Here is a 23,963-nt window from a genome sequence, read left to right on the forward strand (position 1 = left end):
TTAAACCTCAAATTTTGGTAACTTCTGCTCAGTGAGGTTTTGACTTAAACGCACGTATTTGGGCAAACCATTGCTTTCGAATGGAGGATACGCCTCACCTTGAATCAACGGCTGCATATAGGTTCGACACGCTTCAGTGATACCAAAACCATCTTCAGTAATGTAATCACGCGGCAACATTTTTTCAACGTTGGCCATGTCTTTCAATTCTGCCACTGCAATTTCCCACTCATAGGGGTTGTCTTGCAAACGCTTGATCACAGGCATGGTTGAATTTCTTCCTTCCAAAGCCAGTTCAATCGCTTTTTCACCCACCGCATAAGCTTGTTCTAAATCTGTTTTAGAAGCCAAATGACGTGCAGAACGTTGTAAATAATCACTGATGGCGTAATGGTATTTGTAGCCCAATTCTGAACGCACCAATTGGGCAATAACTGCCGCAACGCCACCCAACTGTGCATGACCAAAGGCATCTTTGGTTCCTGCATCTGCCAAAAATTTGCCTTCAGGGTTGCGAACACCTTCTGATACAACAATCGAACAATAACCATGGTTATCTACCGACCACTTAACACGCTCCAAAAAGGCCGTCTGGTCAAAAGGAATTTCAGGAAACAAAATGATTTGTGGTGGCTCATCATGTGACTTACCTGCCAAACCGCCAGCCGCAGCAATCCAACCCGCATGACGGCCCATCACTTCCATGATGAACACTTTGGTCGAACTTTCTGCCATAGATTCAACATCCAAGCTGGCTTCCATCATAGAGGTCGCAATGTATTTCGCGGTGGTACCAAAACCTGGACAGGTGTCGGTCACAGGTAAATCGTTGTCGATGGTCTTTGGCACACCAATACAAGTCACATCCAAACCATGCTCTTTGGCCATTTTAGAGACCTTATAAGCTGTATCTGATGAATCACCGCCACCGTTATATAAAAAATAGCCGATATCATGTGCTTTGAACACTTCAATCAATCTGGCATATTCTGCTTTTTGTGCTTCTAAATCTTTCAACTTAAAGCGACAAGAACCAAAAGCCCCACCGGGTGTATGTCGCAAGGCCGCAATGTCTTCATCACTGTGCTGTGCTGTATCTACCAATTCCTCACGTAAAACACCGATGATGCCATTCTTTGCTCCAAAAACCGTTCCAATTTCACCGCTTTTACGCGCCGCTTCGATGACACCACAGGCTGTGGCATTGATGACGGCGGTGACACCGCCTGATTGACAATAAAGGGCATTTTTCTTTGACATATGTTAAATCCTGGTTGATATTTAGCGCCATGTATTGACTTGAATGTGCGCTGTCGTGTACTGTAGCACGTTTTTTAGACACCTGCGCAATCTAGGCGCGCGGTGTTTCGTGCATGTGGCGTGATTTTACCTTATTTTTTGCGACTGTTTCATGACAGCTGTTAAAATCCCCACCATTAAGCTAAACAAGCGTAAGCTAAAGAGAGACAAAAGCTATGAGAATTGTTTTATTGGGTGCCCCAGGCAGCGGTAAAGGCACACAAGCCAAATTTTTAGTCGAAAAACACAACATCCCTCACATTTCAACAGGCGATTTATTGCGCGGTGCCATTGCAGCACAAACAGCATTGGGTTTGGCTGCCAAAGAAGTGATGGACAAAGGTAACTTGGTATCTGATGACATTGTTTTGGGCATGTTAAAAGAGCGTGTCACACAAGAAGATGCCAAAAATGGTTTTATTTTAGATGGCTTCCCAAGAAACTTGGCACAAGCTGAAATGTTAGAAGCTTTGTTAAAAGAATTAGACATGGCATTGGATCACGCCTTGTTGATTGAAGTGAACCCAGATGAAGTGGTCGAAAGAATTGCCAAACGTGCTGAAATCGAAGGCCGCTCGGATGACACTGAAGAAGTGGTGCGTAATCGCTTGAACGTTTACAAAGAACAAACAGCACCCGTGGCTGAATACTACAAAAACCAAAACATTGTCACTGAAATCATGGGCACTGGCACCATCGAAGACGTACAAGAACGCATCGAAGCAGCCTTGCGCTTCTGATTGTACATAGGTTTGAATGGATTAAAGGCTCGCAGTTGTGGGCCTTTTTTATTTACATCGCTTCAAACTTGTTCAGACTTTACTACCCGAAAAAGCATTTCACCTTCAACAGCATGTGATTCGACTGCAGTCAAGTTATGGCCAAATCGTTCACACCATATTTCAAAATCCAATTCTGCATGTGGATCTGTGACCACGACTTCAATAATTGCACCCACAGTCAAATCAGCCATCGCTTTTTTCAGCATCATCAAAGGCATGGGACAGATGAGGCCACGTGTGTCGAGGTGTAGGGTTGAATTTGTCATGAGTGGCATTGTAAACCGAAGTGCGTTTTTTTAAATCCCTAAAATGCAAAAGACCGCTCTGTGGCGGCCTTTTTAGGTCAAAAGATTAAGTAAAGGGGGAAAGGGTGTGTGCACTTAATCTTTAACTTGATTATCATTTTACTTTTTCAATCTGAATGAACTGTGAAAATCATCACAAAAGCCCTCAAAAACCAAATAATTCCAAAAAAAGGCCGCAGATGCGGCCTTTTCTGAATTCTTATTTGTGGATTGACCCATTGAATTTTTATCAAGCAGCCATTTGGGTTTTCAGTTTTTTCAACGCCGCAGCTTCTAATTGTCTGATGCGTTCGGCTGACACTTCGTATTTTGCCGCCAAATCTTGTAAGGTGGCTTTCTTGTCCACCAACCAACGGCTTTGGATGATGTCCAAAGAACGCTCATCTAATTTGTCCAAACCTTTAAACAATGAATTGTGGTTCTTGTCCGCTTCAGTGTCTTTAATCAAGACCGCTTCAGGGGTTGGACTGGTGTTGGTCAACCAAGCCTGTGGCGAGTAGTTGCTGTCTTCATCGTCATCAACAGGTAAGTCAAACGACACATCTTGTCCATGCAAGCGTGATTCCATTTCAACCACCACTTCTGGCTTAACATCTAAGTCTTTGGCCACACGGTTGACTTCTTCTTGGGTAAACCAACCCAAGCGTTTTTTGTTTTTTCGTAAATTGAAAAACAATTTTCGGTGCGCTTTGGTGGTTGCCACTTTAAGAATGCGCCAGTTTTTCAAAATATATTCATGAATTTCAGCACGAATCCAATGTACGGCAAACGAAACCAAACGCACTTTATGCACAGAGTCGAAACGTTTGATGGCCTTCATTAAGCCAATGTTACCTTCTTGAATCAAATCTCCGACGGGTAATCCATAACCAGAATAGCCTTTCGCCACATAAACGACAAAGCGTAAATGAGACATCACCAAAGAATGGGCAGCTTCCAAATCATTGTTATCACGCACGCGATCAGCCAATGACCTTTCTTCTTCTACTGTGAGTACAGGAATTTGATTGACGGCACTGATATATGACTCCAAAGAGCCAGTTACCGAAGGTACGGGTAGGTTTTTAATAGTTGTTACAGTCATGTTTATTCTCCTTTATAGTCATCACTTAATAGTCAATGACAAAGATATTCTGTCCAGTTTGACCGCTGGAAACAGTCTAAGTTCCGTCCTCTAATGAGCAACGGAAGCCAAATTATATCATTTTTAATACCACAGTCAAATAGGCCATGAGTTTACTTATTTAAGCGTCCACTCACACTGACAATGGGCCAGCTGTGCCCAACCATTTTGTTGGTTATTTAAAACCACATTCAATTGGGTTTGAATCGGTCCAATAAAGGCATGTAGACTGTGCTGTAAACCATTCTGCTCTGGCAAATAAGCGGCTACTTTTGCTAACATATCTACCATCAATTGATCCTTTAGGTTCAACGATTTCTCAATCCATTGGACGCCATAAGTTGAAAGCTTCGCCAGGCTGGCTGCTTCCTGTATGGCTGATTCCAAACCACCTAAGTTATCGATCAAACCGAGCTCTTTGGCCTGTTTTGCAGTCCAAACACGTCCTCGTGCAATGCGATCCACCATGGCAATATCCAAACCACGTGCTGCCGCCACTGAGCCAATAAATTGTTGATAACCGAATTCAATGTTACTTTGTATCAGTTGTGCAAACTCCTCGTCTAAAGGTTTGCTGGTATCAAATGCGCCCACCCACTTGGTGGTTCCCACGCCATCGCTGTGAATGCCCAGTTTATCGAATAATTTAGGGTAATTCATCAACATACCGTAAATGCCAATCGATCCGGTGATGGTCGCTTCATCAGCCCAAATGCTGTTGGCCGACATAGAAATCCAATAACCGCCAGAGGCCGCGACATTACCCATGGACACCACCACAGGTTTTCCCGCAATTTTCAGCTGTTCTACTTCTCGTCTGATTTGCTCTGATGGATAAACCCCGCCACCCGGGCTGTTGACCCGCAAAACCACTGCACGGACACTTTTATTGATTCTCGCCGCTTGTAATAAGGCACTGGTTGATTCGCCGCCAATTGTACCTGGGTCTTGCGTTCCCCCCATGATGCTGCCTTCAGCAACCACCACTGCAATTTGGTTTTTCAATAACTGATTAGTTTTGTCTGTATCTAAAGTCAGGTAATCTTCAAAAGCAATGCCCCTGAATCGGTTGTTGTCATCATCAAACGACGCCAGTTCAGCCACATGTTTGTGCATGAAACTGCGTTTTTTCACTGCATCTACCAATCCAGCCTCTACCGCCATATCTGGTACTGAACCTTCTTTCTCAATTAATTTTTGAGCCTGCTGTTCAACAATTGTTTGTAATTCTTCAGTAGAAATACCTCGGCGCCCAGATATGTCTTGTAAGTAGGTGTCCCATAAATCATTCATGTAGTGCAAACCCGCTTCTTTGGCTTCTTGGGACATCTCATTACGCACATAGGGTTCTGCAGCAGACTTATACTCTCCAACCTTGAACAGGTGTACATCCACACCCAGTTTATCCAAGCCTTCTTTGAAATAGCTGCGGTATGAACCAAAACCTTGTAAAAACAAAAAGCCTTGAGGGTCTATCAAAATTTCATCGGCCATGCTGGCAAAATAGTATTGAGATTGTGATAAATTTGTTGCCAAAGCGACCACCGGCTTACCACTGCTGGCTTTGAATTGTTCAACGGCACGATTCAATTCTCGCAAATGAGCCAAACCCGCGCCCCACAAATAATCAGGGTCTAACACCAAAGCCGAAATTTTAGGGTCTGTTCCGGCCAAAGCTATGGCCCGAGTCAAATCCCTCATGCGGGTTTCAGGTACATCACTTCCCCGCAAGTTATCAATCGCTTGACTCATCGCATCACCACTGTATTGATCAACAATGTACCCTTTAGGTGCAAGAACCAATGCGGTTTTTTCCTCTAAATGTACCGGCAATCCACCCATCCACCAACCCAAAATCAACACCAATAAAAGTAACAACAAAGCGTGGCGTGTAAAATTAGCCAGCCAAACAAAAGGCTTGGTGAGGATGTGAAATAAAGTGACAAATGGGTTGCGTTCTTTTTGGCTCATAACAGTTTGTAATGTAATTGGAGTTGTGGAATTTTGTGTATTAATTTTACTTTGACCATCACCGCTTGGCATGGTTCAAAAGTAACTAAATGGCACTGTTTTGCTTTTTTGACTTGTCAGCGCATCAAATCTGCCGATAATTATAAGCCTAATCTGAGGAATATAAACATGAAATCCACCACAATCAAAACGGCCATCATCGCCTTAACTGCTTTGACCGGCAGTGTATCAGCTGAGATCACATCCAGTTACAAAAACCAAAAAGCCGCATGGGATCAACACCTAAGCATGCGACAAAATACGCCTTTTCATGGTGTTACTTGGAGAAATGTAGGCCCCATCTTTCAAGGTGGTCGAGCCGTTGATGTGATTCGTCCAACAGATCAACCGCATGTCATCTATGTGGCTTATGCATCAGGCGGCGTGTGGAAAAGCACCAACAATGGTCAAACTTTCACACCCATGACTGATGACTTACCTTCTCAAGTGGTCGGTTCATTGGTGATTGACCCGAATGATTCAAACACCTTATGGTTGGGGACTGGCGAAAACAATTCTTCTCGTTCATCTTATGGTGGCATGGGTGTTTACCAATCCAAAGACGGTGGTGAAACTTGGGCATTCAAAGGCTTGGGTGACACTGATCGAATTGGTCGCATTGTGGTCGATCCGAAAGATTCAAACCGCATTTATGTGGCGGCATTGGGTAAGTTATATTCAAAAGGTGGTGACAGGGGCTTATACCGCAGCACCGATGGTGGTGACACTTGGGATACACTGATTGAAGGCAAAAAATATACGGGGTTCATAGATTTAGCCATGTCACCGAATGGTGACTTGTATGCCTCTGCTTGGGATCGATCACGCAAAGCTTGGGATTTTCAAGAAGGTGGCGAAGGTTCCGCACTTTACAAAAGCAGTGACAACGGCGACAGTTGGCAGAAACTAACCAATGGACTGCCCTACGGCGAATACATGGGTCGCATGGGCATCACCACATCCATCAGCAACCCTGATGTGGTATATGTCTCAATAGACAACCAAACACCTTTACCAGAAAGTGAATGGGACATGGGTTCCAGTGCAGTCACCGCCAAACGACTAAAAAACATGGACAAAGCCGAATTCCTGACACAGGATAAAAAGGCGGTTGAATCATTTTTACGCAGCAACAACTTCCCCCCAGAAACCAAAGCCAATGATATCATAGAAAAAATAAAAAATGATGAAATGACACCCGCAGATTTGGTTGATCAGTTGGCTGATGGTAACAACAACTTATTCAATGTTGATATCAAATCTCTAGAAATATACCGATCTGATGATGCCGGCGCTTCATTCAAACGCACACACAAAGAAGACCTCCAAGGCGTGGTCTTTTCATACGGTTATTATTTTGGACAAGTCAAAGTAGACCCTCAGAATGAAGACATTGTTTATGCCACAGGTGTGCCGTTCATCAAATCAACTGATGGCGGCAAAACATGGGCATCTGCTTGGTCTTCAAAAATGCATGCCGATTTACAAGCCATTTGGATAAATCCTCAGCATTCAAATCACATCATGGTTGGCAATGACGGTGGTGTCGATGAAAGTTATGATGGCGGCCAAACATGGAACAAAATTGACCAACAACCCGTTGGACAGTTTTATACCGTTGCGGTTGATATGGAAACACCATACAACATCTATGGCGGCTTACAAGACAATGGCACACTCAAAGGTTCAAGCCAAAATGATTGGACACAAGGTGAATCTTGGGAACGCATCTTTGGTGGTGATGGCATGCACGTCAATGTCGATGATACCGAAAAACTAACCTATGTTGGATTCCAATTTGGTAATTCATTCCGTTTAGGCTCTGCCGCACCCAAGAAAATCACGCCACCTAATTATGTCGGCGAAGAATCCTTACGCAAGAATTGGAACACGCCGGTAATGATGTCCACCCACAATCACGATATTTTGTATTTTGCGGGACATAAAATGTACCGCAGCATGAATAAGGGCGATGACTGGACTGAAATTTCTGGTGACTTGACTGAATCTGAAAAACGTGGCGACGTGCCATTTGCCACCATCACTTCAGTATCTGAATCTCCTTTGAAGTTTGGCTTGATTTGGGCCGGTACTGACGATGGTTTGGTTTGGGTCACTGAAGACGGCGGTAACAAATGGCGTAAAGTCAGCAAGCAACTGCCAAAACACCGCTGGGTCAGTCGCATCATTGCCTCTCCACACAAAGAAAAACGCGCTTGGTTGGCCATGAATGGATACCGTCAAGACGACATCCAACCGTATTTATACCGCACAGACAATCTGGGTAAAAGCTGGAAAAAAATGAGTAAAGGCCTGCCCAACGAAACCATCAATGTGGTCAAAGAAGACCCTAAGAATGAAGACATGGTCTATGTAGGTACAGACAAAGGCATATATGTTTCAATGAACAAAGGCGACTCCTGGAACATGCTGGGTGATGGTTTGCCGACTGTCCCCGTTCATGACTTGATTGTTCACCCGCGAGAAAATGAGCTGGTCATCGGTACTCATGGTCGTTCGGTTTATGTGGCCGATGTGGCACCGCTTCAAAACAAAACAGAGCAAGTCAAAGACAATGAGTTGTTTATTTTTCCTGTCGATGAAATCAAAGAAAGCCGTTCTTGGGACAGCAAACCATTCACATGGGAATACACCGACAACAAAAGCAAAACTGAAACGATTTACCTATGGAGCGAAACTTCTGGTGAAGCCGAGATCAGCATCACTGATGCCTCAGACAGCACCATTTATCAAGCACAGACCACATTGAAAAAAGGTTTCAATCAATGGCACTGGGATTACAAAATTGACGAAGCTTTGGCGATCGCTGCCGAAGCCGCGGCTTTAGAAAAAAATAAGGCATCTGAAGCAGATGATGAAGGTGATAATGATTCAGATAAAGAATCTCAAGCCATCAACAAATCAAACATACCCTATGCTGAATCCAAACGCCTTGGTCACCCTCCTTATATCGAACCAGGCAAATACCATTTGATTATCAAGCAAGGTGATGAACAACACAGTGTCGATTTCAGCGTTAAATAATTGATGGCTTCAAAACCTCAAAGCCAAACTGGAGTTCAAATACAAAAGCCGCCTTTTTGGCGGCATTTGTTTTCTTGGTTGGTTTATTTAAAACTGTGGAGCTGGGCGCAATTACCTTACCGTTTGTTATTGGGTATTGGCGTACTTATTGGCAATGCGTTCAGGTACCTCTCGAGTTCACGACGAAAGGTGATTCAAAAAAACATCGCCATTTGCTTCCCACACCTTGATGAAAAACAACAACGCGAACTGATTAAGCAAAATTACCGTGAAACGGGCATGATGGTCAGCCAAACCATCAAAGCCTTTTTGTCTTGGAACAATGGTTTTTTCAAAAACCTCCACATAGATGGCACTGAACACCTACAAAAAGCCCAAGCCTCAGGTAAAGGTGTTTTATTGGTTTCAGGACACTTTACCGCCCTTGATATCGGTGGACGCGTGATCAGTCAACAATTTCCCGTTTCAGGAGTCTATCGTCCGCACAAAAACCCAGTTCAAGAATATGTCGTCAAAAACTCCAGAGAAAAATACGCCAAACAAATGTTCACTCGAGATGAGCTCAAAGGCATCATCAAAGAGCTTAAAGCAGGTGGTATCGTTTGGTATGCACCAGACCAAGATTACCGCCGTGGACAATCCATTTTTTCGTCATTTTTCGGCACAAAAGCTTCAACCATCACCGCCACGCACCAGCTGGCGAGAATTTCTGGCTGCCAAGTGATGTTCTATTCTGTCAAACGCATACCCGAAAAACCTTACTATCAATTGGCCATCAGCCCTGCATTAACAGATTTTCCCAGCAAAGACGTACAAAGAGACACCGACCGCATCAACCAAGGCATAGAACAAATGGTTAACCAAGCACCAGAGCAGTATCTTTGGCTACATAAAAGGTTTAAAACACGCCCAGAAGGTGAGGGCAAATTCTACTGAACCTGTTTATTGACTTGATAATTTCGCCAAAGACGCAAACTTTAAGACATGAAAATTCCACATTTAGATCCTGAGTTTGCAAAAAATCGCAAAGATGCATGGCCCAAGGCCTTTCGCATCGCCTGTGTGTTACTGGCCACCATTTGGATTTGTTTCTTTGTAGCTCAATTTTTGCCCGTCACCCAATTTGGTCTCAAACCCAGACGCTTTGAAGGCTTAATCGGCTTATTCACCATGCCGCTGATTCATTCAGGTTGGCCACATTTAATAGACAATACCCTGCCCATGTTTTTGGCATTTTTGGGGTTGTTCGGCAATTACCCTAGGCTGGCCAAAAAAGTCATGGTTCAATCGGTTTTAATTACGGGCTTGTTGGTGTGGTTCTTTGCCCGCGATTTGAATCATATTGGTTCCAGCGGTTTATTTTATGCCTTACTCAGTTACCTGTTTATCAGCGGATTCCTTAAAAAAGACCTTCAATCGGTTGGCTTGAGTATTTTGATTGCTTTTATGTACGGCTCATTAATTTGGGGCATATTGCCCGGGCAGCCTGGCATATCATGGGAGTCACATTTAGCGGGCTTATTAACCGGTATATTCTTGGCCATACAAACCAGAAAGCAAGAATTACCCGTTCTGAAGGATTGGCGACTTGATGAGGGCATTGAACCCGGTAATGACATCTAAAAAAATAGGCCCACTCTTTTCAAAGTGAGCCCAAGCTTATGGTTTAACTTTCTAATATGACTTACCTGTCTTGCTGACTTTCTAAACGCCCCTCTAATCTTTTAATGATGTCATGTAATCGATCGGCTTTTGCCTTATCCATGGGCTTGGCTTTTTTAATCACCTTTTGCTCAATCATACTGGCTACACCAGGTCTTGCGCGTTCACCATTTGACTCAGATTTAGATGGGCCTGTACCTGTGGCAACAAAGGTGTAACTGGCTGACCTGAATCCCCTGACAGAAAAACCATCGGCATTAAAGTTTGGTGAAGAGCCCACCAAATATGAATAGGCTTCACCATCAAATTGATCTGTACCTGTTTTCAAATAATATGCCAAGTAATAGTCAGCATCATCTCTTACTACCGCAATCAACTCATTGTATTGAGGGTCGTAATAAGCCGCCAAATCATTGTAAGTCAATGCATAATTAGTACAGCCGTTGTAACCAGTATTTTCAGAACGACAACCTGTCACTAAATAATCACCTTGAAACGTTTCTGTTTGATCAAATATCAATACATCTGCGATAAAAGGATAGTCATTGGTGTAATCGGACACATCCATAACCACCTGCCACTCACCTCGCATTTTTTGCAACTCATCACCTAAAAAATAATTGTAACGCTCGATGTTTTTTATAACACCGCCAAATTGTATCGTGCCAGTGGTTTCAGTGATAAAATCAATGGTGACTGGACCACCCACACCACCCACTGTAATCGGTTCACTGTAATTACAATCAATACAAGTACCGTCATAACTGTAATTCAAACCAGAGTCGAAATATGAATTGCCATCTAATTTTTTCTGAGCGGTATACCACAAAGGATTACCATCCTCGTCATAGACATAAAATGCCGCAAATAACATGTTATCCTGAATTTCTATCGCGTAACCTGTTCCAGGTTCACTTGGATTCCACCACCATCCCGATTCTGGTGTGAAAGCGCTTACATGACATGTAACCATCAACATCATTAAAGTCATTATTTTTTTCATCATTTCTCTCCAAAAATATTCAATGACTGTTATATTACGGTTTTTTGCTGAATTGGGAATGAACAATGATAGATATCGGTGCCAACCTGACACACGACAGCTTTGATAAAGACCGCGAAAATGTAATCAAAGATGCGCAGGCTGCAGGTGTAGAAACTTTTATTATTACCGGTTCAGATGTCGATTGCTCAAGCAAGGCACAGCAACTGGCTCACCAATATAACGATTGTTGTTATGCAACGGCGGGCATTCACCCACACCATGCCAGTGACTTTAACGGTGACGCTGAAGATGCCATTCAAGAATTACTCCATGATGACAAAGTGGTGGCCGTAGGTGAAACAGGGCTGGATTATTTCAGAGACTTTTCTCCCAGGGAAGCGCAGATTTTTTCTTTTGAGCGCCACATCAAATTGGCCATTGAAAACGACATGCCTTTGTTTCTGCACCAGCGAGAATCACACAAAGACTTTCACCCCATATTGAAGGAACACCGGGACCAATTAGGAAATGTCGTGGTGCACTGCTTTACAGACACTGAACAAGCTTTGTTTGACTACTTGGATTTGGACTGCCACATCGGTATCACCGGATGGATTTGTGATGAACGCCGCGGTAAACATTTGATTGACATCATTCACAACATACCAAACAACCGTTTGTTGATTGAAACAGACTCACCTTATCTGATGCCAAGAAACCTCAATCCCAAACCCAAATCTCGCCGCAATGAGCCCAAACATTTGGCACACATTGCCACTGAAATTGCAAACATATTGGATATAGACTTGCTTCAGTTACAACAACAAACCACTGAAAATAGCCGTCAGTTTTTTGAGATCTAAAAACATCATAAAGCTGAACAACTTTTGTTCAGCCTTATTCATTAATACAGCTCAGGCAATCCTTCAGATTTGTTTTGTTTTTTAACCTTTAATTCAAACCCACCTTGTTTGGCTAACTGAAACCAGCTGATGTTATGGTCATATTCAGCACCTTTGTACAAACATTCTTGTAGGGACTCAATTGCTTGTGTGGTGGCTTTGTCATCAATTTGATTAATGATTTGACTTAAATTGGTCACATTTTGCTGGTGTTCTTGGTTCCACCACATCAACAGGGTTTGCTGAATTCGGCTCGGTGTGGCTTCTTTCAAGGCCCGTAAATTAACATCAAAAGTATTCTTTTTCGGTTTTTCGGATGTTTTCTGTTCGCCTTGTTTGCGCATACGCCTCAGCAAAAATAAGGCGGTTAACACCCATAAACTGGCAAAAATCAAAGCCAATGGCCGCCAGATACTGTCTCGATTTGAAGTGATTTGTTGCGATTCTGTTGGCGCTGCAATCATTACCTGACTGTCAGGGCGTTCCGTTTGAATTTGTGCTGTCGGTGTTGGTGTGTTTTGTGTCGCTACTTCCGCTGCTGCGACTTCAAATGTGGTGCTTGGAATGAGTGCTGTTTGAGTGGTTTGATTTTGTGTATCAAACCAATCTAATTTAAACGCTGGTATCACCAACTGACCGGCTTCATTCGGTATCACCGCATACTTGATAGTTTTTGTTGCTATCAAACGTTCTCCATCAGTTCGGGTCATGGTGTCCGTTTTGTCTTGGTAAATCTTGGCGCCTTTAAACTGATCAATTTCGACTTCTGGTAACTGTGTTTCAGACAAGCCAGTCGCTACAAAGTTAATGGTTCGGGTAATGGGTTCACCCACCTTATAGTCACCTTGAGACCACGTTTGCGTAACATTCAAATCACTGGCAGGTATCCACGGTTTGTTGACAAATTCTTGAGGAATGGGCTTGATGTTTAATTCTAACATTTCTGAAACTTGACGAACAGGTCTGCCACGTTGAAACATACTGTAGCTGGAACGACGACTGTTATCTGTGACTTCACCTTCAAAGACCATAGGATTGAGTGTCAAAGGGCCTGAATGCTCAGCATAAATCGCGTATTTTCGTTCTAATACTTGGTATGTCTTTCCGTCTCTTTGGGTACTGTAACTGGCGCCTTTGTTAATTTGTTGAACAACAACGCCATCTGCATTGGGGTCTGATAAGCCACCATTCTTTAAATTAATGGCATAGAGTAAACGTACCGTTAAAATAATTTCTTCTTGCACAAAAGCTTCGGTTTTATTCGGTATCACTTCGATAAAAATATCACCTTGGGCTTTGGCATTAGGATCAGGTTTTTTCACTTCTATTCGAAGGGCTTGGGTCGATTCGCCATCTACCTCAATCGGAGGAATGATGTGAGAACCTAAGGATTTTGGCACCAAAAGTACTTGCCACGTGGTGGTAGAGGATGCTTCACCATTGATGATTTGTGTAGAACTAGAACGACCGGTGCTGCCAACATGAAAAACAGCATCTAACATCGTAAAATCGGGTTGGCCGTTGGTGTTTTTGTCCATCGTCACTTCTAAAGTGATTGACTCACCTAAGAACAGGGTAGTCCGATCAACTGTGGCAGTTAATTCAGCTGTTGAAACTGCACTGAATAACAGCAAAACAATCATTAATTTGTATTTATTCATCACCAATCCTCTGTGGTTTGAAAATCGTCATCGCTTTGGTTTCTGCGATGGTATTGGTATAAAAACTTGCGCCTCAAAAGCCCACCTGGATCATCTTTGATGCGTCTTAACCACTGTTCCATGGCCTGCTTTTCCTCGGCATCCAAAGCTTTTTCTTCCGGTGTTAATTCAACTTCTTGCTGCTCTTTTTCTTCTTTTTCACGTTCTTCGTCAGCTTGTTGCTGTTCTTGTTCTGCCTGATCTTCATTGGCTTCTTCAGACTGCTCGTCTTTTTCAGCTTGTTGTTTTTGTTCGTTACTTTCTTGCTCTTGTTGTTGCTCGTCTTGGTCTTGTTGCTCTTGGTTTTGCTGTTCAGAATCTTGTTCTTGGTCGCCAGACTTTTCTTCGTCTGACTCCTCACCTGGTTCACCTTGCTCGTTTTGTTGCTGTTGTTCTTGCTCTTGTTGTTGCTTAAGCGCCTCTTCTACAATTTTTTTGTTGTACAAGGTATCCTCATCTTCAGGATTGTAGGTCAAAGCTTGCTCATAACTGTCCAAAGCCTTTTCAAATTCACCTGCTTGTGCCAATGCATTGCCTTCGTTGTAATGCTTGTCCAGTGCATTGTCTTGCGACCCATACAAATCAGCCGCCTGTTTAAACTGTTTGTTTTTGTAAGCTGCTGCGGCCTGAATTTTGGGATCTATCGCGGTATTTTGTGCTTGTTCGACTTCATTATTTTGTAAATGTTTCCAAGCTTGCTGGTCTTCATTGAGCCACAAATCATCCCAAGAAAGCGCGTGTGACTGTTCAACCGGTAACACCACTGCCAAGGCCAGAAACAACAGCATGCCCCGTCGGTAGAGCATTGCGACTAAAGGCAACAACAACAAAGCCAACAAAGGACCATCATCAATGAAGTTTTCGCTCCCTAAATCATCATCCTTAAAAGGATTGTCAGCTGAATTTTCTTCATCTCCTTGATCTGCGTTTGTTTTGGCATCGAACATACCAGCAAAATCATCACCACTGGACAATACGGTGAAATACCCACCACCGGTAACGGCCGCTTGTTGCAAACTTTTGAAGTCCAGTTTAGGAATCACGATTTGACCCCGCAGGTCTTTAACAAAACCACGTGGAGTAGGAATCGGTGCGCCAGCTTCAGTACCCACTGCCATGACATGGGTTTTGATTTTCTGATTCGCTAATTCGCTCAAAGTATCTTCTGTTTTTAACAGTGAGATGCTGTCAGTGATTAATAACACTTCACCTTGACGGGCGCCGGATTGCTTTAATAAGTCTGCCGCCTTTTCTAAGGCTTTGCTCGTATTGGTGCCTTTGACCGGCATGATTGATGGCTCTATCGCTTCTAACATGGCACAGATGGTTGCCACATCATCGGTCAGAGGTGTCACCACAAAAGCATCACCTGCATAAACCACCAAAGCCGTTTGACCGTCTTTGCGATCAGCCAACAAGTCTTTGATTTTAAATTTAGCCCTTTGTAAACGAGAAGGCTTGATGTCATCGGCCAGCATGCTTCGTGATACATCTAAGGCCAACACCAAAGCCGATTGGTTTTGTACTACAGGTACAGGGACTTTTCTCACTGCAGGACCTGAAATGGCCAAAATGGCGATCAATGCCGCAGGCCAATATAACCATTGTAGCTTACTGCCTTTTTGGGCTGCTTGAACCTGCATCGCTTGAAGCAGTTCCGGGTCACAGCTTTGTTCCCACCCATCTTTGCCTCCACCCTTGTTCATGCCTTTCCACAACAACAAAGCCGCAGGAATCAATAACCAAAGGAAATCAGGCCGCAAAAAATGAAAATCAGACCAAATGATGCCTTCAATCATACTTGTGTCCATCAACCCAGCCTCCTGATCCATAAGGAAGCCATCAAAGCGACCAAGGCAGCAAGTAAAGGCCAGAAAAATAATTCGTCAGTAGGTCTGAAGAATTTTTCATCTTCCGCCAATGGCTCCAGCTCATCCAACATCATGTAAATCGCCTCTAACTCTTGCGAATTTCGGGCTCTGAAGTACTGGCCTTCTGTAATTTTTGAAATGCGTTTTAATGTGGCCTCATCCAAATCTGCTGAAGGATTGATGACACGCTGTCCAAAAAATCCATTGCTGACCATTTCATCGGCACCGACACCAATGGTGTATATTTTCAACTGCTCTTCTCTTGCCAATTCTGCCGCTTTCAAGGGTTCAATCGCTCCAGCAGTATTTTGACCATCAGTCAAAACAATCAAAATTCGGTTGTTGTTTTCAACTTCGCGCGCTTTTTTTACCGCCAAACCAATGGCATCACCGATGGCTGTAGACTTACCCGCTAAGCCAATCGCTGCTTCATACAGTAATGTTTGTACCGTTTTACGGTCAAAGGTCAAAGGTGTTTGTAAATAGGCGTTTTCGCCAAAAAGAATCAGGCCCAATCGGTCACCTGTTCGACGCTCTATGAATTCTCCGGCCACTTTTTTAACTGCCGTTAATCGGTCAACAGCCTGACCATTAATTTGCATGTCCTGTTGTTCCATAGAACCAGAAATATCAATCGCCAACATCAAATCTCGGCCTTCGATAGGTAATGGTACCGGCTCACCAATCCATTGCGGCCTGCTCACAGCGGTCAATAAAAACAGCCACAACAACAAATTTAACCAGCGCCATTTGTTGCTGCTGCTTTGTTGTTGGTTAGCAAACATGTCCTTCAAAAAAGGCACTGAAATGGTGGTGATACTGGCCTGCTTAACACGCGGTAACAAGCGCACCAAAAAGGGCAGCGGCAACAAAACAAACAACCAAGGCCAAGCAAAACTATACATTGCTTACCTCCTTGGCTTCATTTCTTTGCGGGATTAACTGTTTCATCACCACTTTTTTGATGTGGTTGTGAATCAATTCTGACAACGCTTTTTCATCAAACTCAACCGTTGGCTGATAAATCGCATCGGTCAATAAACCCTGAAATTGAGTGAATGGCTGTTCCTTGTGATAACTGTTCAAATGCTCAATCCACTGAGCACCGGCTAATGTCACTTGATGGTCATTGTGCTGTTGGAATTTTTCAAAACGACGCAACAACATTGACAATTCTGATAGCAACAGCCTTTTGTCTTTGTGTTCAGTATAGGCAAAGTTTATCGCACCCAACTGTTGTTCAATCTCATTAAAGCGTTTTATTCGCTGCCTTCTCTTGTACCATTTAACGCCAAGAAAAAATAAAAACAGCACCAACAAAGTCAAGACAAACCACCAACCCGGAGCCAGCGGCCAAAATCCCGGTTCAGCAGGTAAATGTAAGTCACGTAAGGGCAACTCTTGGGCAGCTTGCGTCATGTTAGGTGGGTTGCTGTTCATGGGTACAGTTTGTTGCATCATGACTGCTTCCCCAACCAATGGTTGAAAGCCAAACTGGGGTTACTCAAACCATTGCGTAATTTATTGACCCATAAATCATTGGTTTGTACTGGAATGATGGGCACGCCTGCTTTGATGATTTGGGTCTTCAAATCTTCAATATGATTTTGCTGTTGTGTATTCAATCGTTCTAGGGTGGCATCTTTTCTGGTGTCCATGATGCGCACTTTCATGTGTCTGTCTGATTGTTGTCTGCTTTGGGTTTGGATGCCATACCTTGCAGCCAATGGAGATTCAACCTCGAATGGATCGGCAACTTTGACCGCTAATACGTCATTGTGCTTGCGCAGTTGTAACAGCTGCCTTTTGGCCTCTTCACCCAAGTTCAAAAAATCACTGACGATAAAAACCAAACTGCCTGGTCGGATTACGGTGCGCATTTGCTTCAAAGCTTGGTCTAAATTTTCTTGTTGTTCTGCTTTGTTTTCTACTTTTGGTATGCGAACTGAAGTCTTGAGTACATGCGACATCATTGCCATCATGCCTCGCTTTCCCGGTGTGGCTTTAACGATGTGCGTGCCATGGATGCCATAGGTCAATACACCGATGCGGTCACCATTTTGTATTGATGACCAGCCGAAGAATGCAGCGATTTCACTCGCTAAAACCATTTTGAATTTAGATTTGGTGCCAAAAAACATCGACGCATTGCTGTCCAAAATCACATAAGTCGGGCGTTCGCGCTCTTCTTGAAACAACTTGGTGTGTGCATCACCTGTACGCGCTGTCACGCGCCAATCCATGTTTCGGATGTCATCACCTGCCTGATATATGCGCGACTCTAAATAGTCCATACCACGACCACGAAAACGCGAATCATGCAAACCGGAGATGGCCGATGAGGCTTTTTTCATTCGAGCCATGCCTAATTGTCTGGCATGGTGGCGTGTGTTGACCATGGTTTTGGCCATCACATCTATCGCTGGGTTTTGTCCCTTGGTTGCTTCTTTTTTGGCGTTTTGGCTCATTGATTCAATGCTGAATTAAGGCAAAGGCACAATCGCCAACAACTGATCAATCACTTCATCTGCGGTGTGGCCTTCGGCCTCAGCCTCAAAAGACAAAATGATTCTGTGGCGCAGTACATCATGAATCACCGCATGGATGTCTTCAGGTAACATGTGATCTCGACCTTCTAAAAAGGCGTGAGCACGGGCACAACGATCCAAGGCAATGGTCGCCCGAGGTGAACCGCCAAAGTCAATTTGTTCTGCCAATTGGGCATCGTATTTACCCGGATTTCTTGTCGCTAGAATCAACTCAACCAAATATTTCTCAAGGTTTTCAGCAACAAACAAATTCAAAATGTGTTTTTGAGCAGCAAAAATCTGCTCTTGAGTCAGCAGTTCCTCATGCTTCACTTTATCTGACATTTCTGCCAAATCTTTCCTTTGAGCCAGCTTCAAAATATCCAGCTCAGTATCCGCTTCAGGATAGTCAATCGTCACATGCATCAAAAAACGATCCAATTGCGCTTCAGGTAATGGGTAAGTACCTTCCTGCTCAATCGGGTTCTGAGTCGCCATTACCAGGAATAATTCAGGCAAGTTATAAGTGGTTTTACCGACCGTGATTTGTTGTTCACCCATCGCTTCAAGCAAGGCCGACTGTACTTTGGCTGGTGCTCGGTTGACCTCATCGGCCAATACCAAATTATGGAACAAAGGGCCTTTTTGAAACTCAAAAGTAGCCGACTGGGCATGGTAAACATCGGTTCCGGTTAAGTCAGCAGGCAACAAATCTGGGGTGAATTGGATGCGGTGAAAGTTGCCGTCTATACATTCTGATAACACTTTAATGGCGGTGGTTTTCGCTAAACCGGGCGCGCCTTCAACCAATAAATGACCATGTGATAACAAGGCCATCAAAAGGCGATCAACCAGTTTTTGCTGTCCTAGAATTTGTGTGCCTATGGCTTGTCTGATGTTTTGAAAGGCTTGTGTTAATTGTTCTGTGCTTTGTTCCATAATTCACCTGATTTTGGGTAACGGCTTTGACTGAGATTGCTTATGATAGTTCCGGTCAAAAAAAATTCAAGACCAAATACTTCTTTCGACACCCTGTCATTCCAATGACAAGCATTATAAACGCTGATAATTTATTCGGATGTGTCAAAAGTAGTGAATGTATTGGCCAATCAGCAATTTCCCCTATAATGAACCTTTTTTTAATGCTTGGCATCATGAAACCATCACATTTATTACGTAAAATCCATAAGTGGATAGGGCTGATTATCGGCATTCAGATTTTATTGTGGTTTGTCAGTGGTTTGGTCATGACATGGTTTGATATTGACACCGTGCATGGTGATCATTTATTGAAAGAGCAAAAACACGCGCAACTTGCTAACTTGAGCCAAAGCCTTTCTGAATACCCAGACAAAGATGAAACCATCCTTTACGCCCAATCCATCAGCCTGATGGAAAAGCCTTATTTATTGGTCAAAAGCACCAAAAATGCAACCCAGCAACAATCCTTGTTTGATCCGCGCAGTAAAGCGATCATTTCACCTTTGCCTGAATCTATGGTCAAAAATATTGTTCAATCACAATTGGCACAAGATTCAAACATCACTTCAATACAGTTATTAACCGAGCTGCCCGGTGAAGTCCGAGGGCGTCCTGCACCTATTTGGCAGGTTCAATTAGACGATGAAGACAACAGTCGGATTTATGTGTCACCTGTATCAGGGCAAATATTGGCCAAACGCACAGATACTTGGCGTTTGTTCGATTTTATGTGGATGTTACATATCATGGATTATGATGAGCGCAGTGATTTTAATCATCCGCTGCTCATCATATCCACATTGTTGGCTTTGTTTGTTGCCATTTCTGGTATTTGGCTGCTGTTTTACACCATCAAACTAAGGAAAAAGAAAACGACTCAATGAGTCAGTCGTTTCCTTTGGCTTCTTCATTGTTCCGAATCAACGACATCACCTTCCAGTCGCTTTTTATATCCTCTAAACTGCGCAAACCAGTGACCACTTTGAGTTGCTTGCCATTTGGACTGATGGCAAACAATGGAATCGCATTTTTGCCATGCTTAGCCAAGTATTCATCAATCCCAAAACTCTCTGTTAACATCGTGGCTTTAACCTGCGCACCTTGAGCAATCAAGCTGGCCAGCTTGGCATAGGTCTCATCCTTTCCAAATAACATTCTGGCCCTGCCTTGTTTTGAAACACTGTGCTTTTCACCGTTTTTACTTTTTTCTTCAATCGGTAAAACAAAAGTATTGGCCACACCAAACTCAGTTTTGTATCGACTGGCCGCCAAAACATTCAGGTCATTGTTCATAGACAAGCCCAGCATTTTACCCACTCCAATGAAATCCAGATTGTGATCTGCATGTTCTGAAACCGGATTGCCGTAATAAGTTTTGATGCCTTTCATTCTGGCTTCTTGAATAAAACGCCAATGTGAATCACTGACCATGGGCTCAAACCCTTGTTGTTGTAAGGCTTCAGCAACGGTCACGGCGACCACATTACTGCCTATGATGAACACACCTTTGCTTTCTGGGTTGGCCACTCCCAGTTTTCTTGATACCCAACCAGCAGTTGCCGATTGAAAAACCACAGTCCCAATGATGACCATAAAAGTCAAAGACACCATCAGTGATGCACCTGGCACACCTTCTTGCTCCAACCTCAAGGCAAATAAAGCCGAAACTGCCGCCGCCACAATACCTCTGGGTGCAATCCAAGACAAGGTCACTTTCTCTTGCCATGTAAGATCAGATCCTACTGTAGAAACCCAGACTTTCAATGGTCTGGCAACAAACTGAACAACCAAAAACAGAACCAATGCAGACCAGCCTAAGTCTAATAGATGCGATACATCCACCCGCGCAGCAAGCAATATAAACAAACCTGATATCAACAAGATAGTCAGACTTTCTTTGAAATGCAGTATGTCTTCAATCGGCGTGTTCTTGCTGTTGGCCAACCACATCCCCATCACAGTCACGGCCAACAAACCAGATTCGTGTGCCAAGGTATGTGAAGCTGCAAAAGTAATGAAAACCAAGGTCAAAACAAACACATTGTGCAGGTAATCAGGTAACCAATGCCTTCTCAGAATCAGACCCAATAAACTGCCAGATACGGCACCAATGATGGCGCCTACGGCCATGATCCAAAAAAAGCTTTGAATCACCACCAGCCAACCCGCTCCACCTTGTTGGGATGCCATGATGAAGTTGAACACCAAAACAGCCAATAAAGCGCCCAAAGGATCAATCACAATCCCCTCCCAACGCAACACATTAGACAATTTTTTATTCAAATTCAAAATCCGCAACATAGGCACAATGACGGTAGGCCCAGTGACCACCACCAATGAACCAAACAAGAATGACATGGCCCAATTGAGATCAATAAGAAAGTGAGCGCCGACAGAAATGGTGACCCATGTGACTCCCATGCCCACGGTAACCATGCGCCGTACCACAGACTCTAGACCCTTGATTTGTTTGAAATTAAGAGTCAAAGCGCCTTCGAATAAAATCACTGATACCGCCAATGAAACAAATGGAAACAACAAGTCTCCAAATAAGGTGTCAGGATTAACCCAACCCAATACCGGCTTGCCCAACACCAAACCCAAAAGCAACAAAAACAAAATCGATGGCAACTTTAACCACCAAGACAACCATTGCGCCATTGAGCCCAATATGCCGATCAAAGCCAGCACCAACATCAGGTTATTTTCTAACATTTATTCAGCCAAGTCATTGTGAGCCATTTTCATTTTCGATAATTTCTTCGAATACCTGGATTGAACAATTTCAGTAATAACCAAAATGACAATGACAAAATAAAACGTTGCCTTGCTCATTTGAGTGATTTCATGACCAAAAAACTTCAAGTGTGCAATGTGCCCACCTTCAGACAACAACATGATGCCGACGATGAACAGGATAAATAAACCCAAGACTTCATACATGCGATTTTTTTGCAAAAATGCCGCAATGGTATCTGCCAACCACACCATCAAAAGTGCACCAATCAAGATAGCCGTCGCCATAACGTAAAAATTATCTGTCAATGCCATGGCAGACAAAATAGAATCAAATGAAAACACCACATTCATGGTCACAATCAACACCAAAGCTGTTGTGAAACTGGACTTTTTCTCTTTCTGTTCAGCCATTGCATCTTCTAATGACAGCATGTGCCAAATTTCTTTCATCGCTGTATAGATGATGAAAACACCACCCAAGAGCACGACCACCGCACGCAGGTTAAAGGAACCTTCAACCACGCCTTCCCAACCCAAGGTAAACATCGGCTCTGTAAAGTAAGACAACAGTTTCAGCAAAGCAAATAAAAGCACCAAACGGAACAACACCGCCAACCAAATGCCGGTCTTACGCAACTTAGACTGCTGCGATTTTTCAACACGTTGTGACTCGATGATGATGTAAAGCAAGTTATCAAAGCCCAAAACAGCCTGTAACATCACCAACATACCCAAAGTGAACAAATTCTCTAACGTAAACAACCCTTCCATAATCAACTCAAGCAAAAAACAATCATTCTCAACAATGAAGCGATTTTTTGCAAGTCACAAATGATTGATTTATTGGTGATTCGACTTCAATACTTGAATTCCCCCTCCTCAACCCACAGCTTTGTCAAATGAACATGCAATCCTTAGAACTCAAAATGCCACCGGCCTTGTTGGTGCTGATTTTTGCCTCATTAATGTGGTCTCTAACTCAGCTTTTTCCTGAATTAAGTTTTCACGTCGAAAACAAAAAGCTGTGGATGCGATTAATTGGACTATTGGGCTCTTTGTTCATTGCTACCGGTATTTACAGCTTCCGCCGCGCCAAAACAACCGTCGATCCAACACAACCTGAAAACGCAACATCCATGGTTCAATCCGGCATATATAAATACACACGCAACCCCATGTACGTGGGCTTCCTGTTGTTTCTTACAGCTTTCGCCACCGTTTTAACACACGCACTGCCATGGTTATTGTTGCCAGCTTTTGTGCTATACATGAACCGCTTTCAGATCAAACCAGAAGAACAAGCTTTGCTGAAATTATTCGGCACCGAATATGAGGTTTACTGCCAAAAAGTACGACGTTGGATTTAAAACGCATTACCTTCATTGTGATAGAATCTTATTTTTATTCGATGAAATAGCATGAACAAATGGTGGTGGCTTGTTTTCGCTCCTGTGTTGGTTTGGTCTGGCATCAATCCCAAAGATTATTTTACTTGGTTTTTGGAGGTGCTGCCCGCCGTCATCGGCGCTGTTATTTTAGTCTCCACACGTAAATCATTTCCGCTGACGCCTTTGCTTTATGTTTTGATCTTGATTCACATGGTTATTCTGATGGTGGGCGGTCATTACACTTATGCTGAAGTGCCCTTGTTTGATTGGATTCGAGACTGGATGGGATCAGAAAGAAACAACTACGACAAAGTGGGTCATTTAGCCCAAGGCTTTATCCCCGCCATCATTGCCAGAGAAGTGCTGATCAGGCACCAAGTCGTGAATTCAGCCAAATGGCTGGTCGTCATAATAATCAGTATTTGCTTGGCCTTCAGTGCTTTTTATGAATTGATAGAATGGTTTGTAGCGATAGCATCTGGTCAATCAGCTGAAGCCTTTTTAGGCACCCAAGGTTATATTTGGGACACCCAGTCTGATATGGGCTACGCCTTATTAGGCAGTATTTTGGCACTGATGACACTTTCGAGGTGGCATGATAAACAACTTGACTCTGTTAAACAGCACCCCAAATGAAACCCAA

The 23,963-nt window shown here is 43.4% G+C and carries 21 protein-coding genes; 8 read left to right on the top strand and 13 right to left on the bottom strand.

Annotation, left to right across the window (positions count from 1 at the left end):
* Positions 1 to 1,260, bottom strand: a complete 1,260-nt coding sequence (locus FET73_RS12170; protein WP_154224239.1) for a 6-phosphofructokinase — start codon at positions 1,258 to 1,260, stop codon at positions 1 to 3.
* Between the two features lie 215 nt (positions 1,261 to 1,475).
* Here FET73_RS12170 and FET73_RS12175 point away from each other — a divergent pair, with 215 nt between their 5' ends.
* On the top strand, positions 1,476 to 2,039 hold the full coding sequence (locus FET73_RS12175) for an adenylate kinase (RefSeq protein WP_154224240.1): 564 nt from the start codon (positions 1,476 to 1,478) through the stop codon (positions 2,037 to 2,039).
* 62 nt (positions 2,040 to 2,101) lie between these two features.
* Here the strand turns inward: FET73_RS12175 and FET73_RS12180 are convergent, their stop codons facing one another.
* From FET73_RS12180 to sppA, 3 genes are all read right to left on the bottom strand, one after another.
* The gene (locus FET73_RS12180) at positions 2,102 to 2,347 is read right to left on the bottom strand and encodes a sulfurtransferase TusA family protein (RefSeq protein WP_218944329.1); all 246 of its coding nucleotides are present in this window, start codon (positions 2,345 to 2,347) and stop codon (positions 2,102 to 2,104) included.
* 268 nt (positions 2,348 to 2,615) lie between these two features.
* Positions 2,616 to 3,476, bottom strand: a complete 861-nt coding sequence (rpoH, locus tag FET73_RS12185) for an RNA polymerase sigma factor RpoH (protein WP_484502574.1) — start codon at positions 3,474 to 3,476, stop codon at positions 2,616 to 2,618.
* A 150-nt stretch (positions 3,477 to 3,626) separates the two neighbouring features.
* Positions 3,627 to 5,480 carry a signal peptide peptidase SppA gene (gene sppA / locus FET73_RS12190; RefSeq protein WP_179952266.1) on the bottom strand — a complete coding sequence of 618 codons (1,854 nt, stop codon included), beginning with the start codon at positions 5,478 to 5,480 and terminating at the stop codon, positions 3,627 to 3,629.
* A gap of 168 nt (positions 5,481 to 5,648) precedes the next feature.
* Between sppA and FET73_RS12195 the strand changes: the two genes are divergently transcribed.
* The 3 genes from FET73_RS12195 to FET73_RS12205 are packed head-to-tail and all read left to right on the top strand — an operon-like array spanning position 5,649 to position 10,187.
* Entirely contained in the window at positions 5,649 to 8,564 is a 2,916-nt protein-coding gene (locus FET73_RS12195; RefSeq protein ID WP_154224244.1) for a WD40/YVTN/BNR-like repeat-containing protein, read from the top strand.
* A 3-nt stretch (positions 8,565 to 8,567) separates the two neighbouring features.
* Positions 8,568 to 9,500, top strand: coding sequence for an LpxL/LpxP family Kdo(2)-lipid IV(A) lauroyl/palmitoleoyl acyltransferase (gene lpxL / locus FET73_RS12200; protein WP_154224245.1), 933 nt, complete (start codon positions 8,568 to 8,570; stop codon positions 9,498 to 9,500).
* A gap of 48 nt (positions 9,501 to 9,548) precedes the next feature.
* The gene (locus tag FET73_RS12205; protein ID WP_154224246.1) at positions 9,549 to 10,187 is read left to right on the top strand and encodes a rhomboid family intramembrane serine protease; all 639 of its coding nucleotides are present in this window, start codon (positions 9,549 to 9,551) and stop codon (positions 10,185 to 10,187) included.
* A 61-nt stretch (positions 10,188 to 10,248) separates the two neighbouring features.
* Here FET73_RS12205 and FET73_RS12210 read toward each other — a convergent pair whose 3' ends face one another.
* On the bottom strand, positions 10,249 to 11,229 hold the full coding sequence (locus tag FET73_RS12210) for a hypothetical protein (RefSeq protein ID WP_154224247.1): 981 nt from the start codon (positions 11,227 to 11,229) through the stop codon (positions 10,249 to 10,251).
* 65 nt (positions 11,230 to 11,294) lie between these two features.
* Here FET73_RS12210 and FET73_RS12215 point away from each other — a divergent pair, with 65 nt between their 5' ends.
* Positions 11,295 to 12,074: a TatD family hydrolase gene (locus FET73_RS12215; RefSeq protein ID WP_154224248.1), complete on the top strand. Its 780-nt coding sequence runs from the start codon at positions 11,295 to 11,297 to the stop codon at positions 12,072 to 12,074.
* A gap of 41 nt (positions 12,075 to 12,115) precedes the next feature.
* On the opposite strand, the gene FET73_RS12220 is transcribed toward FET73_RS12215, so the two are convergent.
* Genes FET73_RS12220 through FET73_RS12245 form a run of 6 tightly spaced genes read right to left on the bottom strand, consistent with a single transcriptional unit; the run spans position 12,116 to position 19,151 of the window.
* Positions 12,116 to 13,774: a BatD family protein gene (locus FET73_RS12220; RefSeq protein WP_154224249.1), complete on the bottom strand. Its 1,659-nt coding sequence runs from the start codon at positions 13,772 to 13,774 to the stop codon at positions 12,116 to 12,118.
* Positions 13,774 to 15,624, bottom strand: a complete 1,851-nt coding sequence (locus tag FET73_RS12225) for a vWA domain-containing protein (RefSeq protein WP_179952267.1) — start codon at positions 15,622 to 15,624, stop codon at positions 13,774 to 13,776. The genes FET73_RS12220 and FET73_RS12225 overlap by 1 nt, the downstream gene beginning before the upstream one ends.
* Entirely contained in the window at positions 15,624 to 16,589 is a 966-nt protein-coding gene (locus FET73_RS12230) for a vWA domain-containing protein (protein WP_154224251.1), read from the bottom strand. The genes FET73_RS12225 and FET73_RS12230 overlap by 1 nt, the downstream gene beginning before the upstream one ends.
* On the bottom strand, positions 16,582 to 17,142 hold the full coding sequence (locus FET73_RS12235; protein ID WP_218944330.1) for a DUF4381 domain-containing protein: 561 nt from the start codon (positions 17,140 to 17,142) through the stop codon (positions 16,582 to 16,584). The genes FET73_RS12230 and FET73_RS12235 overlap by 8 nt, the downstream gene beginning before the upstream one ends.
* The gene (locus tag FET73_RS12240) at positions 17,142 to 18,152 is read right to left on the bottom strand and encodes a DUF58 domain-containing protein (protein WP_154224253.1); all 1,011 of its coding nucleotides are present in this window, start codon (positions 18,150 to 18,152) and stop codon (positions 17,142 to 17,144) included. Before FET73_RS12240 ends, FET73_RS12235 begins: the two co-directional genes overlap by 1 nt.
* 15 nt (positions 18,153 to 18,167) lie before the next feature.
* Positions 18,168 to 19,151 carry an AAA family ATPase gene (locus FET73_RS12245; protein ID WP_154224254.1) on the bottom strand — a complete coding sequence of 328 codons (984 nt, stop codon included), beginning with the start codon at positions 19,149 to 19,151 and terminating at the stop codon, positions 18,168 to 18,170.
* A gap of 188 nt (positions 19,152 to 19,339) precedes the next feature.
* Here FET73_RS12245 and FET73_RS12250 point away from each other — a divergent pair, with 188 nt between their 5' ends.
* Positions 19,340 to 20,077, top strand: coding sequence for a PepSY domain-containing protein (locus tag FET73_RS12250; RefSeq protein WP_179952268.1), 738 nt, complete (start codon positions 19,340 to 19,342; stop codon positions 20,075 to 20,077).
* Between the two features lies 1 nt (position 20,078).
* On the opposite strand, the gene FET73_RS12255 is transcribed toward FET73_RS12250, so the two are convergent.
* Complete coding sequence (locus FET73_RS12255) at positions 20,079 to 21,908, bottom strand: cation:proton antiporter (protein WP_154224256.1); 1,830 nt, start codon at positions 21,906 to 21,908, stop codon at positions 20,079 to 20,081.
* Positions 21,909 to 22,703, bottom strand: coding sequence for a TerC family protein (locus FET73_RS12260; protein ID WP_154224257.1), 795 nt, complete (start codon positions 22,701 to 22,703; stop codon positions 21,909 to 21,911).
* Positions 22,704 to 22,831: 128 nt separating this feature from the next.
* Here FET73_RS12260 and FET73_RS12265 point away from each other — a divergent pair, with 128 nt between their 5' ends.
* Together FET73_RS12265 and FET73_RS12270 are read left to right on the top strand one after the other, a co-directional pair.
* Complete coding sequence (locus tag FET73_RS12265) at positions 22,832 to 23,299, top strand: methyltransferase family protein (protein WP_218944331.1); 468 nt, start codon at positions 22,832 to 22,834, stop codon at positions 23,297 to 23,299.
* Positions 23,300 to 23,350: 51 nt separating this feature from the next.
* Positions 23,351 to 23,956 carry a DUF2238 domain-containing protein gene (locus FET73_RS12270; RefSeq protein WP_154224258.1) on the top strand — a complete coding sequence of 202 codons (606 nt, stop codon included), beginning with the start codon at positions 23,351 to 23,353 and terminating at the stop codon, positions 23,954 to 23,956.
* Positions 23,957 to 23,963: the final 7 nt, after the last annotated feature.

Origin of the sequence: Marinicella rhabdoformis, assembly GCF_009671245.1 — a bacterium.
GTDB lineage: Bacteria > Pseudomonadota > Gammaproteobacteria > Xanthomonadales > Marinicellaceae > Marinicella > Marinicella rhabdoformis.

What these genes read in the sequence shown, in the direction of transcription:
- FET73_RS12170 (WP_154224239.1), bottom strand. Translation starts at nt 1,260, where the DNA reads ATGTCAAAGAAAAATGCCCTTTATTGTCAATCAGGCGGTGTCACCGCC.
- FET73_RS12175 (WP_154224240.1), top strand. Translation starts at nt 1,476, where the DNA reads ATGAGAATTGTTTTATTGGGTGCCCCAGGCAGCGGTAAAGGCACACAA.
- FET73_RS12180 (WP_218944329.1), bottom strand. Translation starts at nt 2,347, where the DNA reads ATGACAAATTCAACCCTACACCTCGACACACGTGGCCTCATCTGTCCC.
- sppA (WP_179952266.1), bottom strand. Translation starts at nt 5,480, where the DNA reads ATGAGCCAAAAAGAACGCAACCCATTTGTCACTTTATTTCACATCCTC.
- FET73_RS12195 (WP_154224244.1), top strand. Translation starts at nt 5,649, where the DNA reads ATGAAATCCACCACAATCAAAACGGCCATCATCGCCTTAACTGCTTTG.
- lpxL (WP_154224245.1), top strand. Translation starts at nt 8,568, where the DNA reads ATGGCTTCAAAACCTCAAAGCCAAACTGGAGTTCAAATACAAAAGCCG.
- FET73_RS12205 (WP_154224246.1), top strand. Translation starts at nt 9,549, where the DNA reads ATGAAAATTCCACATTTAGATCCTGAGTTTGCAAAAAATCGCAAAGAT.
- FET73_RS12210 (WP_154224247.1), bottom strand. Translation starts at nt 11,229, where the DNA reads ATGAAAAAAATAATGACTTTAATGATGTTGATGGTTACATGTCATGTA.
- FET73_RS12215 (WP_154224248.1), top strand. Translation starts at nt 11,295, where the DNA reads ATGATAGATATCGGTGCCAACCTGACACACGACAGCTTTGATAAAGAC.
- FET73_RS12220 (WP_154224249.1), bottom strand. Translation starts at nt 13,774, where the DNA reads ATGAATAAATACAAATTAATGATTGTTTTGCTGTTATTCAGTGCAGTT.
- FET73_RS12225 (WP_179952267.1), bottom strand. Translation starts at nt 15,624, where the DNA reads ATGGACACAAGTATGATTGAAGGCATCATTTGGTCTGATTTTCATTTT.
- FET73_RS12230 (WP_154224251.1), bottom strand. Translation starts at nt 16,589, where the DNA reads ATGTATAGTTTTGCTTGGCCTTGGTTGTTTGTTTTGTTGCCGCTGCCC.
- FET73_RS12235 (WP_218944330.1), bottom strand. Translation starts at nt 17,142, where the DNA reads ATGCAACAAACTGTACCCATGAACAGCAACCCACCTAACATGACGCAA.
- FET73_RS12240 (WP_154224253.1), bottom strand. Translation starts at nt 18,152, where the DNA reads ATGAGCCAAAACGCCAAAAAAGAAGCAACCAAGGGACAAAACCCAGCG.
- FET73_RS12245 (WP_154224254.1), bottom strand. Translation starts at nt 19,151, where the DNA reads ATGGAACAAAGCACAGAACAATTAACACAAGCCTTTCAAAACATCAGA.
- FET73_RS12250 (WP_179952268.1), top strand. Translation starts at nt 19,340, where the DNA reads ATGAACCTTTTTTTAATGCTTGGCATCATGAAACCATCACATTTATTA.
- FET73_RS12255 (WP_154224256.1), bottom strand. Translation starts at nt 21,908, where the DNA reads ATGTTAGAAAATAACCTGATGTTGGTGCTGGCTTTGATCGGCATATTG.
- FET73_RS12260 (WP_154224257.1), bottom strand. Translation starts at nt 22,703, where the DNA reads ATGGAAGGGTTGTTTACGTTAGAGAATTTGTTCACTTTGGGTATGTTG.
- FET73_RS12265 (WP_218944331.1), top strand. Translation starts at nt 22,832, where the DNA reads ATGAACATGCAATCCTTAGAACTCAAAATGCCACCGGCCTTGTTGGTG.
- FET73_RS12270 (WP_154224258.1), top strand. Translation starts at nt 23,351, where the DNA reads ATGAACAAATGGTGGTGGCTTGTTTTCGCTCCTGTGTTGGTTTGGTCT.